Annotated in this window: 15 protein-coding genes; 8 read left to right on the top strand and 7 right to left on the bottom strand. The window is 71.1% G+C overall.

The window, feature by feature from the left end; genetic code table 11:
• The first annotated feature begins 12 nt into the window (after positions 1 to 12).
• Positions 13 to 828, top strand: a complete 816-nt coding sequence (locus ABEA24_RS26865) for an MOSC domain-containing protein (protein ID WP_345433870.1) — start codon at positions 13 to 15, stop codon at positions 826 to 828.
• A 106-nt stretch (positions 829 to 934) separates the two neighbouring features.
• Here ABEA24_RS26865 and ABEA24_RS26860 read toward each other — a convergent pair whose 3' ends face one another.
• Complete coding sequence (locus ABEA24_RS26860; RefSeq protein WP_345433869.1) at positions 935 to 1981, bottom strand: suppressor of fused domain protein; 1047 nt, start codon at positions 1979 to 1981, stop codon at positions 935 to 937.
• 332 nt (positions 1982 to 2313) lie between these two features.
• Between ABEA24_RS26860 and murA the strand changes: the two genes are divergently transcribed.
• The 6 genes from murA (at position 2314) to ABEA24_RS26830 (ending at position 10791) form a co-directional block, all read left to right on the top strand.
• On the top strand, positions 2314 to 3603 hold the full coding sequence (gene murA / locus ABEA24_RS26855) for a UDP-N-acetylglucosamine 1-carboxyvinyltransferase (RefSeq protein WP_345433868.1): 1290 nt from the start codon (positions 2314 to 2316) through the stop codon (positions 3601 to 3603).
• Between the two features lie 469 nt (positions 3604 to 4072).
• Positions 4073 to 5356 carry a transcriptional regulator gene (locus ABEA24_RS26850; RefSeq protein WP_345434307.1) on the top strand — a complete coding sequence of 428 codons (1284 nt, stop codon included), beginning with the start codon at positions 4073 to 4075 and terminating at the stop codon, positions 5354 to 5356.
• A gap of 371 nt (positions 5357 to 5727) precedes the next feature.
• A complete protein-coding gene (locus tag ABEA24_RS26845) occupies positions 5728 to 7314 on the top strand; it encodes a serine/threonine-protein kinase (RefSeq protein ID WP_345433867.1) in 1587 nt (528 codons plus the stop codon).
• Between the two features lie 164 nt (positions 7315 to 7478).
• A complete protein-coding gene (locus ABEA24_RS26840; RefSeq protein ID WP_345433866.1) occupies positions 7479 to 7985 on the top strand; it encodes a hypothetical protein in 507 nt (168 codons plus the stop codon).
• Positions 7986 to 8110: 125 nt separating this feature from the next.
• The gene (locus tag ABEA24_RS26835; RefSeq protein ID WP_345433864.1) at positions 8111 to 9697 is read left to right on the top strand and encodes an FAD-binding oxidoreductase; all 1587 of its coding nucleotides are present in this window, start codon (positions 8111 to 8113) and stop codon (positions 9695 to 9697) included.
• A gap of 113 nt (positions 9698 to 9810) precedes the next feature.
• On the top strand, positions 9811 to 10791 hold the full coding sequence (locus ABEA24_RS26830; protein WP_345433863.1) for an EamA family transporter: 981 nt from the start codon (positions 9811 to 9813) through the stop codon (positions 10789 to 10791).
• Here the strand turns inward: ABEA24_RS26830 and hisC are convergent.
• Positions 10773 to 11852 (bottom strand): histidinol-phosphate transaminase, encoded by a 1080-nt coding sequence (gene hisC, locus ABEA24_RS26825; RefSeq protein ID WP_345433862.1) that lies wholly within the window; start codon positions 11850 to 11852, stop codon positions 10773 to 10775. The genes ABEA24_RS26830 and hisC overlap by 19 nt on opposite strands.
• Positions 11853 to 12001: 149 nt before the next feature.
• On the opposite strand from hisC, the gene ABEA24_RS26820 reads away from it, so the two are divergent.
• Positions 12002 to 12883 carry a mechanosensitive ion channel family protein gene (locus ABEA24_RS26820; RefSeq protein ID WP_345433860.1) on the top strand — a complete coding sequence of 294 codons (882 nt, stop codon included), beginning with the start codon at positions 12002 to 12004 and terminating at the stop codon, positions 12881 to 12883.
• 432 nt (positions 12884 to 13315) lie between these two features.
• On the opposite strand, the gene ABEA24_RS26815 is transcribed toward ABEA24_RS26820, so the two are convergent.
• The 5 genes from ABEA24_RS26815 to ABEA24_RS26795 form a co-directional block, all read right to left on the bottom strand.
• The gene (locus tag ABEA24_RS26815) at positions 13316 to 13621 is read right to left on the bottom strand and encodes a DUF6401 family natural product biosynthesis protein (RefSeq protein ID WP_345433859.1); all 306 of its coding nucleotides are present in this window, start codon (positions 13619 to 13621) and stop codon (positions 13316 to 13318) included.
• 35 nt (positions 13622 to 13656) lie between these two features.
• Positions 13657 to 14331, bottom strand: coding sequence for an NUDIX hydrolase (locus ABEA24_RS26810; RefSeq protein ID WP_345433858.1), 675 nt, complete (start codon positions 14329 to 14331; stop codon positions 13657 to 13659).
• Positions 14332 to 14463: 132 nt separating this feature from the next.
• Positions 14464 to 15780, bottom strand: a complete 1317-nt coding sequence (locus ABEA24_RS26805) for a flotillin family protein (protein ID WP_345433857.1) — start codon at positions 15778 to 15780, stop codon at positions 14464 to 14466.
• 33 nt (positions 15781 to 15813) lie between these two features.
• Positions 15814 to 16029, bottom strand: a complete 216-nt coding sequence (locus tag ABEA24_RS26800) for a hypothetical protein (RefSeq protein ID WP_345433855.1) — start codon at positions 16027 to 16029, stop codon at positions 15814 to 15816.
• A 30-nt stretch (positions 16030 to 16059) separates the two neighbouring features.
• Positions 16060 to 16758 carry a hypothetical protein gene (locus ABEA24_RS26795; RefSeq protein ID WP_345433853.1) on the bottom strand — a complete coding sequence of 233 codons (699 nt, stop codon included), beginning with the start codon at positions 16756 to 16758 and terminating at the stop codon, positions 16060 to 16062.
• Positions 16759 to 16762 lie beyond the last annotated feature (4 nt).

The following is a 16762-nucleotide window of genomic DNA, read 5'->3' as shown; positions in this document are numbered from 1 at the left end:
AAGGGAGCGTCCATGTCGGTCGTCGTCCGTGAGCTGAACGTCTACCCGTTGAAGAGCGGCGGCGGCACGCCGTTGAGCAGTGCCGAGCTGCTGCCGGAGGGGTTCCGGCACGACCGGGCGTTCATGCTGGTCCGCCCGGATGGACGGCACCTGTCGCAGCGGGAGGTCCCGCGCATGGCGCTGCTGCGCCCGTCGTACGACGGCGTGAAACTGACCGTCGAGCTCGCCGGTGACGTCGCGCCGTCCGCCGGTGACGTCACGCCCCTGGCGCACGCCGCGCACTCCGACGGCCCGGTGGTCGACGTCACGGTGCACGGCAAGCCGTGCCAGGGCGTCGACCAGGGCGATGAGGCCGCCGACTGGTTCACCGACGTCCTGGGCCGGGAGTGCCGCCTCATGCGCTTCACCGGGCGGCGCCCGACGAGCGTCGGCGGCGGCACGGTCGCGTACGCCGACGGCTATCCGCTGCTCGTCACCTCGGTGGAGTCGCTCGACGAGCTGAACTCCCGCCTCGACGAGCCGCTGCCGATGAACCGCTTCCGGCCCAGCATCGTCGTCGAGGGCCTCGGTGCGTGGGGCGAGGACTCCGTGCGCCTCCTGCGCGTCGGCGACGTCGAGCTGGAGCTGGTCAAGCCCTGCACCCGCTGCGTCATCACCACGACCGACCAGGAGACGGCGGTCAAGGCCCGCGAGCCGCTGCGCACCCTGGCGACCTACCGCACCCGGACGCTGCCCGACGGCGACCGCGGCGTCGTCTTCGGACAGAACGCCATCCCCCGCACCCTGGGCACGATCACCGTCGGCGACACCGTCACCATCGAGGCCTGACACCAACCGAGCGGCGGGGCCGCCCCCTGGCCGAGAGACCCCGGCCAACGCGGTCCCGAGGGGCCGGGCCGATGCCGGACCGGCGCCGAGCGGTCGGGGCGGCTGGTCAGCCGATGACCTCGCCGGTGGGTTCGCCGTGGGGGTCGCGGATGATCGACGGCTCGATCTCGATGACGAGTCCGGGCAGGGACGGTACGGGGTGCCGGCCGGCCTCGGGGCGGAGGGCGGCGACGAGGTCGTCGATCGCGCCGGGCGGGACGCCGATCGCGAGCGAGTGCTCGTCCGTCGGCTCGGCGGCGAACCGCTCATGCGGCAGGAAGGTGATCGTCGACCCGTCGTCCTCGCTGACGATGACGCCCTCGCCGCGCGGCAGCCTCGCGGCCACGGCCCGGGCGATGTTCGGCGCCGGCAGCGCGCCGAACGTCAGGACCGTCGTGTCCCCGTCACGTGCCCAGGCCGCCACGCTGACGTAGAGGGCGCCGCCCGTGGATCCGTCTCGCTCGATGCCCGCCTGGACCGCCGCGGCGATCGCCGGATCGGCCAGGAGGGAGGCCCGGTCGAGGTCGGTGACGTGGAGCGGGATCCGGGGCTCGAGCAGCCCGAGCAGCGCGCCGCTGCTCCACTCCCGCGTGGCGTCGTACTCATCGAGCGTCAACCCGACGAGCTGCAGGAACTGAACCTTCCCGTGCGGCGTGGAGATCTCGCCGAGCTCCGGGTCGACGGTGAACGTGAGCGCCCGGATCGCCGAGTCCGTACGGCTCGCCGCGATCGGGCCGTTGGCGTTCATCGTGTGGCCCGGCTCGAACCACCGGCCGGACTGGAAGACGTAGCGGGCGAGGTTCTGCAGGAGGCTCATCGCCCAGACGGGAGGCGTGGTCTCCGCGGGGTCGCGGGCCACCCGGAACGTGAACTCGAATCCCCAGCCGGACTCGTCCGGATCGGACGACTCCTTGGCGTACAGCTCGGTCATGCCGTAGCTCACGAAGTGCCAGTGCGACACCGGGTCCGTACGCGGGTAGGCGCTGATGCCGTCGAGCGGGTCCGGGCCGCCCAGTGCCCACTTGTGAACGGTGCCGAAATGGAGCGGCTCGGTGTCGCCGTAAACGCGGGAGAGCGCGTCGTCGATCGCGTCCCAGCCGGGTGTCTCGGTCATGATCCGACGATAGTGGCCCGATCCGACACGTCAGGAACAGTCGTCGACGTAGGTATCCTCTGGGCACACGTCCATACCCGTACCACGGCGAACGCATCGGCCCGCCGCGTCGCCGGAGATCCGGATTCCCGCGAACCAATCCGGGACCGGTGGCATCCAACAGATCGAGACGGCCGCCCAGCCCGGGCGTTTAAGACCGGACGTTTCGGTCATGCCACACGACACCCAATGGAATACTGGGGCCGCCCGCGTCACAGACGCGGCACTCGTGACCCGCCGACCTTACCGAGCGGGCAGTCTAACTTCACCGCAGCCAAAGGAGCACCGGCGATATGAGCTTGGGCCACGAGGTCCGTTACCGCGTGCGGGGTGGCGCCGAGTTGCGCGGCACCGTGTTCGTCCAGGGCGCCAAGAACGCTGTACTTCCCATGATCGGTGCCTCGCTGATGGCGGCGGAGGGCCGTACGGTCCTGCGCAACGTGCCGATCATCGAGGACGTGAAACGGGCGGTCGAGCTGGCGGAGGCGGTCGGCGCCAAGGCCGAGCTGCACGAGGCCGAGCGCACCCTGGTGATCGACGCGTCGCAGCTGACCAGCCCGGTCCTGCCCGAGGAGATCGCCTCGCGGTTCCGTGGCTCCTTCCTCTTTGTCCCGGCGTTGCTGCACCGGCTCGGCGAGGCGGTGATCGAGGGCGTCGGCGGGTGCAACCTCGGCAGCCGCAACCTCGACTTCCACTACAACGGTTTCAAGCGGATGGGCGCCACGGTCACCGAGCTGGTGAGCGACGACGGCCGGGGCAGCATCCACGTGAAGGCCGGTCAGCTGCAGGGCGGCACCCTCTACCTCGACACGCCGTCCCACACCGGCACCGAGAACCTCATCATGGCCGCCTCCCTGGCCCACGGCACCACGCTGATCAAGAACTGCGCGCTGGAGCCCGAGGTCCTCGACGTCATCAAGTTCGTCCAGAGCATGGGCGCCCGCATCACCGGCGGCGGCACCGGGTTCATCACCGTCGAGGGCGTGGACCGGCTCACCGCGGTCCAGCACACGGTGATGCCCGACCGCATCGACGCCGGCGTCCTGGTCATGGCGGCCGCCATCACCGGCGGGGAGATCAGCCTGGTCGGCGCCTCGCTCGAGCACCTCGGCGTCGCCGCCGACAAGCTGGAGCAGATGGGCGTGGAGTTCTCCGAGGAGGGCGCCGTCCTCCGGGTGCGCCGCGAGCGTCCGCTGCGCCCGATCAACGTGATCACCGACGAGTACCCCGGCTTCGCCACCGACCTGCAGTCGCCGATCATGGCGCTGTCCTGCCTGGCCGACGGGCCGAGCTACATCTACGAGCGCATCTTCGACGGCCGCTTCAAGCTGGCCGACGAGCTCGTACGGATGGGCGCCGACATCGAGGTGAACGGCAACCGGGCCAAGGTCAACGGTGCGACCCCGCTGCGCGGCGCCGAGGTCGTGGCGCACGACCTGCGTACCGGCAGCGCGCTCGTGCTGGCCGGCCTGGTCGCCGAAGGCGAGACCACCATCACCAACGGCTACTACCTCGACCGCGGCCACTCGCACATCGCCGGTCGGCTCAACGGCCTGGGCGCGGACATCGAGCGCCTGGCCTGATCCCGCATTCCGCGACCGACGCCCCGCCACGTACGCCCGAAGGGTGAACGTGGCGGGGCGTCGTCGTAAAGCGCTTGTCGAGCAACGGTCGAAAGTGTGATGATCACAAGGCTTCCGACCGCCGGTGACCTATCCGGTTAGTAATAACTTCCTCACCGGACGCGCTCTACTAGTAGTTTTCTGACGCACTCTTAACCGATTTCGCGAAGACGCGTCACATCCCGTGGTGCTCCGGCGATCTGCCCAATGAGGCGAAGTTCACGGAGCTGGGGCGGACGACCGGGAGGGGCGTCAGTGCGATGAGTCATGCGTTGGGTGAAGGCCGTCTATGGACGGTCACGCGCGGGGGTACACGGCGGGCAGGGCCGCCACTGGAGGCGCGACGGCGCCGGGAGGGGCGGACATGAGCGGACCTCGAGGCGGATCGGTCACACCCGATCTGACCATCGGCGTCGTCGGACCACACGATCTGGTCGAGCGGGTCATGCTCATGGGCCATGGCCCCACGCCGGTGCCCAGCCGCCTGGTCGCGGCGGCGTACCGGGACGAGCAGGAGGCAGCGGACAAGGTCGTACGGCTCGGGTCGGGGGTGGACGTCTGCTTGTTCGCCAGCCCGGTCCCGTACGAGTTCGCCCGCAAGGCGGGCGTCCTCACGATGCCGGCGACCTTCGTCCCTCTCAACGGCGCGGCATTGCAGGGCGCACTTCTGCGCGCCGCGCTCGACGAGAGCCACGAGCCGGCGCGCGTCAGCATCGACGTGCTCAGTCGCGCGGAGGTCGAGGAGGCCTACGGCGAGATCAATCTCAGCACCGAGCACGTGCACTTGCGGGAGGAGGCTGCCGGACCGGGGACGCTGGCTGCCTTTCATGAGCGTTTGTGGCGCCGCGGTGCCACAAGTGTCGCGCTCACTTGCGTGCACGCGACGGCCGAACGACTGGAGCTGGCCGGCGTGCCCACGCTCCGCATCCGGCCGACCGGCGCGGCGATCCGGTCCGCGCTGCAGACCTCGGCGCTGCTCGGCGCCCACCACCGGCTGGAGGAGTCCCAGCTCGTGGTGGTGGTCGTCGACGTCCCGACACTGCGGGAGACTCCCCGCCGTGTCACGCCGCGGTACTGGCGCGAGGAGCTGAAGCTGTCGCTGCAGCGTCTCCTCCTGCAGGAGGCGCACCGGATGAGCGCCGCGGTCTGGCCGCTCGACGACCACAGCTACCTCGTCACCGCCACCCGGGGCTCGATCGCGGCGGCGACGGAGGGCTTCCGCACCCCGCCGTTCATCGAGCGGGTACGGGAGGAGCTGGGCCTGGCCGTCGAGGTCGGCATCGGCATGGGCCGCACCGCCCAGGAGGCGGAGACGCACGCGCGCGCGGCCCTCGCCCGGTCGCAGACGTCCCAGCGGGCGCAGGGCTTCGCCCTCGACCGGGACGGACGGGCGCTCGTACCCGCGCCGCGGACGCCACCGCGCGCCCCCGCGCCGGCCAAGCCGAAGGGGCTGGAGATCCTCGCGCGCCTGGCCGACAAGCTGGCCGACCAGCCCGGTGAGGAGAGCGGGTCCCAGCAACCGCTGATCGTGGACGCGGAGAACGCCGGCAAGATGCTCGGCGTCACCCCGCGCACCGCCCGGCGGCTGCTGCGGACGCTGGTGGAGGAAGGCCTCGCCTGGCCCCTCCCGCCGAACCGCACGCCGCAGCCGGGCCGTCCCCGCCAGCTGTACCGGCTGATCGTCGAGAAGCTGGGACCGAGAGCCACGGGCTGACCCGCCGGCACGGGGCTCTCGGAGCGGGGGCTCAGAGCAGGCTCCGGCCGCGGGTCCCACGGTGATCGACGACGGGGCCGCCCGACACTCGGGCGGCCCCGATCGGCACTCGGGCGGCTCCCGTCGACACTCGGGCAGCCCCCCGTCGACACTTGCGCGGCCCCCATCGGCACTCGGTGGCCCCGGTCGGCGCGTGCTGACGGGATGAAACCGGCGAATGTGTCGCGTTCCTCCCGACTGATAGTCATCTTCACTGGTCATGGCCAAATCTGGCCACTTCATCGCGTTCCCTCAACTCGGCATGTGCGGCGAACGTCGCATACGTAGTGTCGGGCCTTCGACGCTCTCCGTTGTTACGAGCAAGGAACGCCATGGACGGAAACTGGACGGTTCCCGGATACCGGCACGTGCGGATCCTGGGCCAAGGTGCCTCCGGCACGGTGGTCCTCGCCGTGCACGAGGCGACCGGCACTCCGGCGGCCATCAAGTACCTGTCGGACGAGCTCCGGTCGGACCCCGGCTTCCTCGAGCGGTTCCGGGCGGAGGCGCGGCTCATGGCGGAGCTGACCGATCCGCACGTCGTCGGCCTCTACGAGTACGTCGAGACCCCGGCGGCCGCCGCCCTCGTCATGGAGCTGGTCGACGGGGTCACGCTCAAGGACATCCTCAGCACCCAGGGGCCGACCGGCCCGGAGGCCGCCCTGGTCGTCCTCAAGGGCTCGCTGCGGGGTCTCGCGGCCGCCCACGCGGCCGGCGTCGTCCACCGCGACTACAAGCCCGCCAACGTGCTCGTCCACGACGACGGGACGAGCAGGCTCGCGGACTTCGGCATCGCCGTCCACGCGGAGGAACGCGCGACCGCGTCCGGAACCCCCGCCTACATGGCCCCCGAACAGTGGACCTCCGGCGCCGTCGGGCCGACCACGGACGTGTACGCCGCCACCGCCGTCTTCTACGAATGTCTCACCGGCGAACGCCCGTACCCGATCGAAGGGCTGTGGGCCCTCGCCGCCGCGCACCGCCTGGACCCCGTCCCGGTCGAGCGGGTCCCGCCCGAACTGCGCGGCCTGGTCGCGCGGGGCCTCGCCAAGGACTTCGCCGAACGGCCGCCCTCGGCCGAGGTGTTCCTCGCCGAGCTGGAGGACGCGGCGCTCGCCGGGTACGGCCCCGGCTGGGAGGAACGCGGCCGGGTCCGCCTCGCGGCCCTCGCCGCCCTGCTCGCCTACCTCTTCCCCCTGGCCCAGCCGATCGCCACCGGCGGTACGACGCTCGCCCTGACGCGTCTCGGCAAGAGCCGCCTCATGGTGGTGGCCGGGGTCGCGGCCGGGGCGCTGCTGGCCGGCGGCGGCGGGGCGTTCGTCCTGGCGGGCGCCCACCACGCCATCGGTCCGGGCGCGTCCGCCACCTCGACGCCGTCGGCGGTCGCCGAGTCCCCGCCACCGGACGACACGGCGTCACCGACGACGACTCCGACACCATCGGACGGGACCACGCCGACCGGCTCGGTCCCGACGTCCGGCACCCCGACGTCGCCGCCGGCCACGACCGGCTCACCCGTCACGACGACGACTCCCCCGACCACCGACCCGACCACCCCGGTCGCCATCGCCCCGAAGCCGACGCCGAAGCCCACCAAGACCGTTCCCACGGCGGTCACCGGCATCAAGGTCGAGAAGGTGAGCGTCGGCTCGTCGACGGGTCGCGTCGCCGGGGGCTACCCCGTGACGGCAACCGTCACCGTGACGATCAGCGGGGCCGGGACGGTGAGCATCACGGTGGCCTTCAGCTCCGGAGAGCAGACCGTCTCCTCGTCGGCGAGCACCCAAGGGCCCGGCAGTCGCACGGTGCAGGTCAGCACGACCATCGGGGGGTGTGTCAGGACGGTGGACGCCACCGCCTCGGCCGACGGTCATTCCGCCAGCGGAACCGGAACATGCCCGCAGACGGGGACGGGATGACAGGGATGGACGAGACACGGCGTGACATCGACCAGACGGATCCCATCGACTGGACGCGGCCCGTTGACCCGACGCGTCCCGTTGACCCGCGGCCCGTTGACGCGACGCGTCCTGTCGACCAGGCGCGTCCTGGGGACTACGCGCGTCCTGGGGAGGCCGGCGCGATGCCGGGGGCATCACGGGACGGCGTGACGCTGCGCTTCGGGCCCGGCGTGCCGCCGGAGGTCGCCAGGAAGTGGCGGGGCCGGTCCGTGACGCGGCGGTCGCTCGCGCGGCGGGTGGTGGGCGGGCTGCTCACGCTGGGCGTCGCCGTGCTCGCCGGCCTGCTCGTGTGGTGGCTGCTGCGCGGCGGTCCCGGCGTCACGGTGACCGGTGTGAGCGTCAGCGCGCCGAAGACGACGCAGTCGTGCGACACGACCGTGCGGGTGGTCGGCACGATCCGTACGGACGGCGGCCACGGCGACATCGCGTACCGGTGGCGGCGCAGTGACGGCGAGGTCTCCGGGATGCTGTCCGAGAGCGTGCGCAAGGGGGAGCGTTCGGTCCAGGTCCCGCTGCGCTGGACGGTGAAGGGCACCGGCACCATGCACGCGGTCGCCACCTTGGAGGTCGTCCGGCCCGGGAAGCCCGTCCTCCAGGCCTCCGGCGCCTTCGACTACGCCTGCGGTTGACGCCCGCCGCCGGCCTGTAGATCCGGCGCGGCGGCGAGCGGGCCTGAGGACTTCGCCGCCGTCCCCGGGGAACGGGTCCGGTCACCGAGACGAACTTCTCCACCACTCGTCGCATCTACCGGGATATGACTTTCGGGCGGAGAGAATTCCTGCGTACCGCCGGGCTCGCTGTTTCCGGCGCGCTGACGACGACAGCCGCGGGGGCGTGCAGATCACCTGGCCAAAGCCCCGCCGCGAGCGGCCCACTGCACGCGTCTCAAACACCGAAGACCACCGACTGGTCGGCGCTCGGCAGATCGCTGACAGGGCGGCTGATCAGGCCGGATGACGCCGATTACGCCACGGCACGCAAGAACTTCAACCCCCGCTTCGACACGATCAGGCCGGCGGGAATCGCCTATTGCGAGAGTCCGCATGACGTCGCGGAATGCCTGAATTTCGTCCGGCGGTACGGCCTGTCGGTGACGCCACGGTGCGGAGGGCACAGCTACACCGGGGCGTCACTCGGCACGGGTCTCGTCATCGATGTGAGCCCGATGTCGTCGATTCGGATGGATTCCCCGTCGGGCACCGCGACGATCGGCGCCGGGGCGCGACTGGTCGACGTCTACGACCGGCTCAACACCGCCGGCGTCTCGATACCGGCGGGATCCTGTCCGACCGTCGGCATCTCCGGCCTGACCCTCGGCGGCGGTGTCGGCGTGGTCTCGCGGGCGCACGGAATCCTCTCCGACAATCTCCGCGCGGTCGAGATGGTGACGGCGGACGGGCGGAAACGCAGCTGCGACGCGCGGAACGACCCCGACCTGTTCTGGGCCTGCCGAGGAGGCGGTGGGGCCACCTTCGGCGTGGCGACCTCCTTCACGTTCGCCACGCACCGCACCTCCTCGATCGTCGTGTTCTTTCTGAGCTGGCCGTGGTCGAAGGCCCGGGCGGTGATCGACGCCTGGCAGCGCTGGGCCCCGTTCGCGCCGGACGAACTGTGGTCCAACCTTCACGTTCTCGACGGGCAGGCCCAGGCCGCGCCCACCCTCCAGGTCGGCGGCACCTACCTCGGCGCTCAGGAGGATGCCGTACGGCTGATCGAAACCTTGCAGGCCCGGATCGGCGCGGAGCCCTCATCACACGTGATCGAGACGACCACGTACGAGCACGCGATGATGATCGAAGCCGGCTGCACGACGCGTAGTACGGCGCAATGCCACCTACCGGGCAGGCTTCCCGGCCGCACGTCCGTCGGCCAGGAGAGCCGTGAATCCGAGTACGCGGCCTCGCACATCTTCACTCGTCCGATGGCGGGGGCGGCCATCGACACGATCATCGAGGCGGTCCGGCGTCGCGGCGGTCTCGCGGGCGGTGGGCAGGGCGGGATCGCCTTCGACGCGTTGGGCGGTGCCGTGAACCGGGTGGCCCCCGATGCCACCGCGTTCGTCCACCGGAACGGCCTCTTCAACGCGCAATTCACCACGACCTGGACGACGGCCGCGGCCACTGGCGCGATCCGGGCTCAGCAGGCCTGGCTGCGCACCTTCCACACGGCGATGACGCCGTACGCGAGCGGGCAGGCGTACCAGAACTACGCCGACGCGGGGCTCTCCAACTGGAAACAGGCCTACTTCGGCGCAAATTATCCAAAACTTCTCAAAGTGAAGAACCAGTACGACCCCGACCGCGTGTTCCGCTCTCCCCAGACCGTCGGCGTCTCCACCTGACCGCGAGGGCGGCCCCTCGCAGCGGGGACTCGACGGCGGCGGGATCGAAGGGGGTGAACGTCCGAAGAACGACGTGGCGCGGAGTGCTTCGCACCGCTAACGTGTAATGAGCGATGACCACACAGACTCATGACACCCGCTCGCCGCTGGTCTGGGTGACCCTCCCGATCGTCTACGTCGTCTGGGGCTCCACCTACCTCGGCATCCACTTCGTCGTCGAGACGATGCCGCCGATGGTCAGTGCCGCCATGCGGTTCCTGACGGCCGCCATCGTCCTCGCCACCGTGCTGGTGATCCTGCGCGGGCCGTCCGTGCTGCGCGTTCCCTGGCGCCGGCTCGGTACTGCGGCGCTCGTCGGTGTGCTGCTGCTGGCCGGCGGCAACGGCATGGTCGGCGTCGCCGAGCAGCACATCTCCACGGGCCTGGCCGCACTGCTCGTCGCGAGCGTGCCGCTGTGGCTGGTCATCTTCCGGTGGGGCACCGGCGACCGGCCCGCGGCGGCCACGGTCGCGGGCGTGCTGGTCGGCTTCATCGGGCTCGCGTTGCTCACCCTCACCCGAGGCGGCGGGTCGGGGGACGCGACCGGCGTGGTCGTGATCCTGCTCGGGTCGCTGTCGTGGTCGATCGGCTCGTTCCTGTCGTCCCGGCTGCCGATGCCGGAGAACCCTTTCGCCGCGAGCGTGTACGAGATGGCGGCGGGCGGCCTGGCGCTGCTCGTCGCCGGGTTCGGGCGCGGCGAGACGCTGCACCTCGACGCGGTCTCCCGGACGTCCTGGCTGGGTCTCGCCTATCTGATCGTCTTCGGCTCGCTGGTGGCCTTCACGTCGTACGTGTGGCTGCTGGGCAACGCGCCGATCTCCCTCGTCGGGACGTACGCCTACGTCAACCCGGCGGTGGCGGTGCTGCTCGGCGTGGCGTTCGCCGGCGAGCACGCCACGTGGACGATCCTCGCCGGCGGCCTGATCATCATCGCCGGTGTGGGTCTCGTCGTGTCCACCGAGCGCCGGTCCCGTACGGTCGCGCCCCCGGAGCCGGGTCCGGCCACCGGGGGCGAGCAGGTCGTGGAGCCCGCGGGTCAGGACCGTTCGCGGTAGGCCTCCGCCACGGCGAGGAAGGCGTCGTTCTCCTCCGGGGCGCCGATCGTGACGCGCGCCCCCTCCCCGGCGAAGGGGCGCACGCTGACCCCGGCGGCGTCGCAGGCGCCGGAGAACGCCATGGTGTCCTCGCCGAGCCGGAGCCACACGAAGTTGGCCTCGGTCGGCGGGACCGTCCAGCCCTGGGCGAGCAGCGCGTCGCGGACCCGCTCGCGCTCCTTCACGGTCGCCTCGACGCGTTCGAGGAGTTCGTCCTCGGCGCGCAGCGAGGCGATGGCCGCCGCCTGGGCGACGGCGTTGACCGAGAACGGCAGGTACGTCTTGCGCACCTGTTCGGCGATGTGCTGCTGCGCGACCATGAACCCGACCCGCAGGCCCGCCAGACCGTACGCCTTGGAGAAGGTGCGCAGGATGGCGAGGTTCGGCCGGTCGCCGTACAGCGTGAGCCCGTCGGGGACCTCGGGGTCGCGGACGTACTCGTGGTAGGCCTCGTCCAGGACGACGAGGCAGTCCTCCGGCACCCGGTCGAGGAAGGCCTCCAGCTCAGGGCGCTGGACGGCCGTGCCGGTCGGGTTGTTCGGGTTGCAGACGAAGATCAGCCGGGTCCGGTCCGTGATCGCGTCGGCCATCGCCCGCAGGTCGTGGGTCTCCTCGGCCAGCGGCACGCGCACCGAGGTGACGCCGGCCAGGTCCGCGAGGATCGGGTAGGCCTCGAAGGAACGCCAGGCGTACACCACCTCGACGCCGGGCTCGCCGACGGACTCCAGCAGCATCTGCGCCAGGCCGACCGACCCACAACCGACGGCGACGTGCTCCGGCGGGACACCGAAGCGTCCGCCGATCGCGTCGATCAGCGCCGTACAGCCGTTGTCGGGGTAGCGGTTGACGAGTCCGCCCGCATCACTGATCACCTCGCGCACCGACGGCAGCGGCCCGTACGGCGACTCGTTCGACGACAGCTTGTACGAGCGGCCCTCCGGTGACCTGGCGACCTTGCCGGGCTTGTACGCGACGTAGTCGTCGAGCACGGAACGGAAACGTGGACTGCGCTGCTCGGACACCCTTGTCCTCCCGGGATGAAGACGTACGGGATCACTTTACGAAGCCGTACGGGGCACTGTCGCCATCGGTGGGCGACCAGAGTGCGCCGCCTAGCAAAAGGGTACGAATGGCTACAAAAGGGTGTCCGCGCCATCGGGGGGAGATCGTCATGGGCACCGTTGCGCAAATCGATGTCGGCAGGAGCCTGCAGAACGTCCTGGACGCCGTCGCCCGGGTCGTGCCGAGGCTGATCGTCTTTATCATCATCCTCGTCATCGGCTGGATCATCGCGAAGATCATCCAGCGGGTGGTCGCGCTGGTCCTGCGCCGGCTCCACTTCGACCGCGTCGCCGAACGCGGAGTGGTGGGCGAGGCGCTCCAGCGCGGCAAGTACGACGCGTCCGGCCTGCTGGCCAAGCTGGTGTACTACGCGATCCTCCTGGTCACCCTGGAGCTGGCGTTCAACGTCTTCGGCCCCAACCCGGTCAGCAACGTGCTGCGCTCCATCGTGGCCTGGCTGCCCCGGCTGGTGGTCGCCGTCATCATCGTCATCATCGCCTCGGCGATCGCACACGCGGTGCGCGACATCGTCGGCGGCGCACTCGGCGGGCTGTCGTACGGCCGGCTGCTGGCGAACCTAGCCTCGATCTTCATCATCGCGCTGGGCGTCATCGCCGCCCTCAACCAGGTCGGCATCGCCACGACCGTCACCACACCGGTGCTGATCGCCGTCCTGGCCACGGTCGGCGCCGTCATCGCCATCGGCGTGGGCGGCGGCATGGTCCGGCCTATGCAGCAGCGTTGGGAGCGGTGGCTGACGCGCGCGGAGACCGAGACGGCGTCGGCCCGCACCGGAGCGTACGCGCGCGGGCGCGAGGACGCCGAGCGAGGCGCGGGAACACCGACCGAGGCCTCGCCCGGGATGACCGGAACGGCCGAGATGCCACGCGGCACCCCCGAGGCGCCGCACGGGCGCCCGGAGACGGGCACGATGCCACCACGCGGCCCGTCCGCCGAGACACCCCGGGGACCGCAGGACCGTCCACGCTGACAGCGACCGGCGACCCGCCGGGGGCGACGCTGAAACCAGTCGGCCGGTCGCCACCGGATCCGCGTCCCAGACGGGTCGCTCGGCGGCAACCCGCGGTCCTGCGCTCAGACCAGTCGGCCGGTCGCCACCGGAGCCGCGCCCCAGGCGGGTCGGCCGGCGCTCGGGACCGGCCGGTCAGCTGGTCGCTATCGGAGCATCCGCGTCCCAGACGGGTCAGCCGACGCTCGGGACCGGTCGCCGCCGGACCCGCGTCCCAGACGGATGGGTCGACGCTCGGGACCGGTCGGCCGGCCGCCACCGGAGCACCCGCGTCCCAGACAGGTCAGCTGGCGCTCGGGACCGGTCGGCCGGTCGCCGCCGGGGCACCCTGCGTCCCAGACGGGTCGCTCGGCGGCAACCGGCGGTCCTGCGTTCAGACCGGTCGGCCGGTCGCTACCGGAGGTCCTGGAGTTCGCGGATGAGCGAGCAGACGGCGACCACTCGGACCGTCTCCCAGTCGAAGTCGTCGCCCGGCCACCAGCCGCGCTCGATGGCGGCGTCGGCGAAGCCTTCGAGGTAGTCCCGCAGGACCCGGGGGGTCAGCTCTTCTCCCATCCCGGCGATGACGTCGCGGATCGCGGCGGAGTGCTGGTCGACGGCGGCGGCGAGGCCCGGCATCCGCCCCATCGCCGCGACGCCTTCCTCGCCGACCTCGTCGATCATCTGGCGTACGAGCTCTGGGGAAAGGTCCTCGGGCATGGCCAGAAAGGTACCAAAACCGGACATATGCCTCATCAACAGGCCGGGCGCATCATCGGCGGATGCAGTGACTCGGCGCTGCCCCGACGGTAGAGCCGCGCGGGCCGCCCGCCGTCCCGCGTCGTCGTCCGCTCCGTCGGCACCAGGAACCCTTCCGCCTTCGTCACCTTCCGGTGGAAGTTCCGCGGATCGAGCGGCGTCCCCCACACGATCTCGTACACCCGCCGAAGCTCCGCGACGGTGAACTCGGGCGGGCAGAACGCCGCGGCCAGCGGCGAGTACTCCAGCTTGGCCCGGGCGCGCTCCACCCCGTCGAGCAGGATGCGACGGTGGTCGAACGCCGCCTGATCGCGCTGGGTCAGGTCGTCGACCGGTTCCCACAGCACCTGGGCCCGGCTGGACGCCGGCAGGTCGGGAGCGAGCCCCAGGTAGGCGACGCTGACCACCCGCTGACGCGGGTCACGGTCCGGATAGCCGTACGTCGCGAGCTGTTCCAGGTGCACCCGTACCCCGGCCAGACCCGCCCGCTCGGCCATCAGCCGCTGGGCGGCGACGGGCAGGTCCTCATCGAGTTGGACGAAGCCACCGGGGAGGGACCAGGCCCCCGCGTACGGCGGCCGGTCACGACGCCACACGAGCGCGCACAGCCGATGCTCACGGACCGTGAGGACGACGAGATCGACGGTGACGGCAACCCGTGCATCGGTCATATCGGAACGCTATCGGGCCGCACGCCGTATGAGGGTCCGGAACGAATCCCTCCGGCCCTCACTGCCTCAGGTGACGTGCGCGGCCCCTCGCTCTCAGGTGTGAGCGAGGGGCCGCGGCGCGCAGGACCGTTCTCAGGCGGTGCCGCCGGGCTCGATGGCCTGCTCCGGGGAGGCGGGCCTGCCGTTGTGGACCGCGAGGTCCGGCTGCCCGTTCTGCCCGTTCATGGAGGCGAGCAGCTGCCGGGCGACGCCCAGGCCGGTGCCGCCCAGGGTGAGCGCCTTGGCGAGCATGTCCTCGACGCCCTCCGCGCCGTTGAGCACGACCATGTTGTCGACGTTGCCGAAGACCTTGGCGCCCGCGGCGACGATCTCGGGCCAGTTCTCGGCGAGCTGCTGGGCGATGACCGCTTCCTGGTTCTCGGCGAGCGCGTCGGCCCGGGCCTTGATCGACTCGGCCTCGGCCAGGCCCTTCACCCGGGTCGCTTCGGCCTCGGCCTGACCGGCCATCTTCGTGGCCTCCGCCTTCGCGCTGGCCGTGGCCACCGCCGCCTGTCGCTCGGCCTCCGCGAGCGTGACCCGCTCGTACGCCTTCGCGTCGGCGGGCTTGCGGACCTCGGCCTCCAGGGCCTTCTCCCGGCGGTCGGCCTCGAGTTCGGCGTTCTTGGTCTCCTTGAGGATGACCTGCTGGCGGGCCTCGGCCGCGGCCTGGTCGACCTGGCCCTGGTACTCGCGCTTCTTGATCTCGGTGTCGCGGACCTGGCCGGCGTTGGCCTGCTCGGCGCGCTGCTCCGCCTCGGTCGCCTCTTGGTTGCGCTGCGCCTCGGCGATGCGCGCGGCCGCGGCGACGGCGGCGGAGTCGGGCTTGCCGAGGTTGTCGATGTAGCCGACCTCGTCCTCGATGTCCTGTATCTGCAGCGAGTCGACGACGAGGCCGAGCTTGCCCATCTCGTCGGCGGAGGAGGTGCGGACCTGGTTGGTCAGCCGGTCGCGGTCGCGGAGGAGGTCCTCGACGGTGAGGTTGCCGACGATGGACCGCAGGTGCCCGGCGAACAGTTGGTGCGTCTTGTCGTCCATGAGCTTCTGCTGGTCGAGGAATCGCCGGGCGGCGTTGGCGATGGAGGTGAAGTCGTCGCCGACCTTGTAGATCACGACGCCGCGGACGTGCACCTTGATGCCCTGGGAGGTCACGCAGGTGACCTCGAGCGTGGAGACCCGGGTGTCGAGCGACAGCCGACGGCAGGTCTGGAAGCCGGGCAGGACCAGGGTGCCCTTACCCGTCGTGATCTTGAAACCGAGACTCTCGGCGGTGTCCCGGTTGTGCGCCCTCGCTCCGAGACCGGAGATGATCAGCGCTTCGTTGGGTTCGGCGACCCGCCAGATCGCCTTGAAGATGATGATGAGAATGATGACGGCGACGACCGCGCCGATCGCCAAGGCGACTATCGGCATCGCTCCTCCTCGGGAGCCGCAGCGATTCTTACGTCAGATAGACGCAGAGGAGACGTAAACGGTTCTCGGCGGGTGGTAATCCATCACCACCACGAGGGAGCCCACCGGGATCTCCTCCCCCTGAATGGCCGGATAGGCGTAGAACGCCTCGACACCGCCGCGAATCGGGATCATGACCTCACCGACCAGGCCTGGACCGATCTTGCCGGTCACCCGGCCCTGCCTGCCCACCACCGCGTCCTCCTTCACCCCACCGGCACGTTACCCCGTAGATCCCTTCTAGGGCAGGATGCGTTCGGCCTGCTGGTACGCCTGCTGGGCGAGGCGCTCGGCCTCGTCCCGCGTCGCGCCGGGCCCGTACAGCGTGACCGTGGCGAGGTATCCGCGCGAGCGCAGCACGACGAACCACGTCCGTACCGATGCCGCGCCGGAGGTCGTCGAGACGCCGACGGTCCGGGAGCCCTCGCCGATGCGCGTGTCGCCGCCGTCCACGACCGAGCCGGTCGCCCAGCGACCGCCGACGCTGACGCGGAAGCTGCGGCACGAGGCGGGCACGCGGAGCCCCACCTGCTGAGCGGCGACGTCCGGGCCGACCGCCATCAAGGTCTCCGAGACGGTCTGGTCCCGGCCCTTGACGAACGCGACCAGCGCGGAGGGCGCGGACCAGACCGCCTTTTCCGAAGAGACGGCCCGGGTGGACGACGCGCACTGCGGTTTGTCGAGCTTCGCCGCCTGCTGCATCTGCAGGGAATTCCGTACGGCGGTCAGCGAGCCGTACTGCCCTGTTTGTGGTGCCCCTGACCGCTCATATCCGGGAATGTCGGTGAGGAGCGCCTGGGTCAGCTGATCGGCGTTGTACGCCTCGGAGGCCGGCGGTCCGGACGGGGTCGTGGCCGCCGGAGCGGGCCGCTCGGCGTGGCCGCAGCCTGCGGCGGCCACGAGCAGCAGAACGAGGGCGAATGAGGTCCGCGATGTCACATCG

This window comes from Actinoallomurus vinaceus (assembly GCF_039542055.1).
GTDB lineage: Bacteria > Actinomycetota > Actinomycetes > Streptosporangiales > Streptosporangiaceae > Actinoallomurus > Actinoallomurus vinaceus.
The sequence above is the reverse complement of the archived record's forward strand: the minus strand, read 5'-3'. Positions and strand labels throughout refer to the sequence as shown.

Bases quoted from the DNA above. Each gene is read 5' to 3' on its own strand.
- ABEA24_RS26835 (WP_345433864.1), top strand. From the start codon at position 8,111: ATGACTTTCGGGCGGAGAGAATTCCTGCGTACCGCCGGGCTCGCTGTT.
- ABEA24_RS26830 (WP_345433863.1), top strand. From the start codon at position 9,811: ATGACCACACAGACTCATGACACCCGCTCGCCGCTGGTCTGGGTGACC.
- ABEA24_RS26845 (WP_345433867.1), top strand. From the start codon at position 5,728: ATGGACGGAAACTGGACGGTTCCCGGATACCGGCACGTGCGGATCCTG.
- ABEA24_RS26805 (WP_345433857.1), bottom strand. From the start codon at position 15,780: ATGCCGATAGTCGCCTTGGCGATCGGCGCGGTCGTCGCCGTCATCATT.
- ABEA24_RS26810 (WP_345433858.1), bottom strand. From the start codon at position 14,331: ATGACCGATGCACGGGTTGCCGTCACCGTCGATCTCGTCGTCCTCACG.
- ABEA24_RS26865 (WP_345433870.1), top strand. From the start codon at position 13: ATGTCGGTCGTCGTCCGTGAGCTGAACGTCTACCCGTTGAAGAGCGGC.
- ABEA24_RS26815 (WP_345433859.1), bottom strand. From the start codon at position 13,621: ATGCCCGAGGACCTTTCCCCAGAGCTCGTACGCCAGATGATCGACGAG.
- ABEA24_RS26860 (WP_345433869.1), bottom strand. From the start codon at position 1,981: ATGACCGAGACACCCGGCTGGGACGCGATCGACGACGCGCTCTCCCGC.
- ABEA24_RS26840 (WP_345433866.1), top strand. From the start codon at position 7,479: ATGCCGGGGGCATCACGGGACGGCGTGACGCTGCGCTTCGGGCCCGGC.
- ABEA24_RS26820 (WP_345433860.1), top strand. From the start codon at position 12,002: ATGGGCACCGTTGCGCAAATCGATGTCGGCAGGAGCCTGCAGAACGTC.
- murA (WP_345433868.1), top strand. From the start codon at position 2,314: ATGAGCTTGGGCCACGAGGTCCGTTACCGCGTGCGGGGTGGCGCCGAG.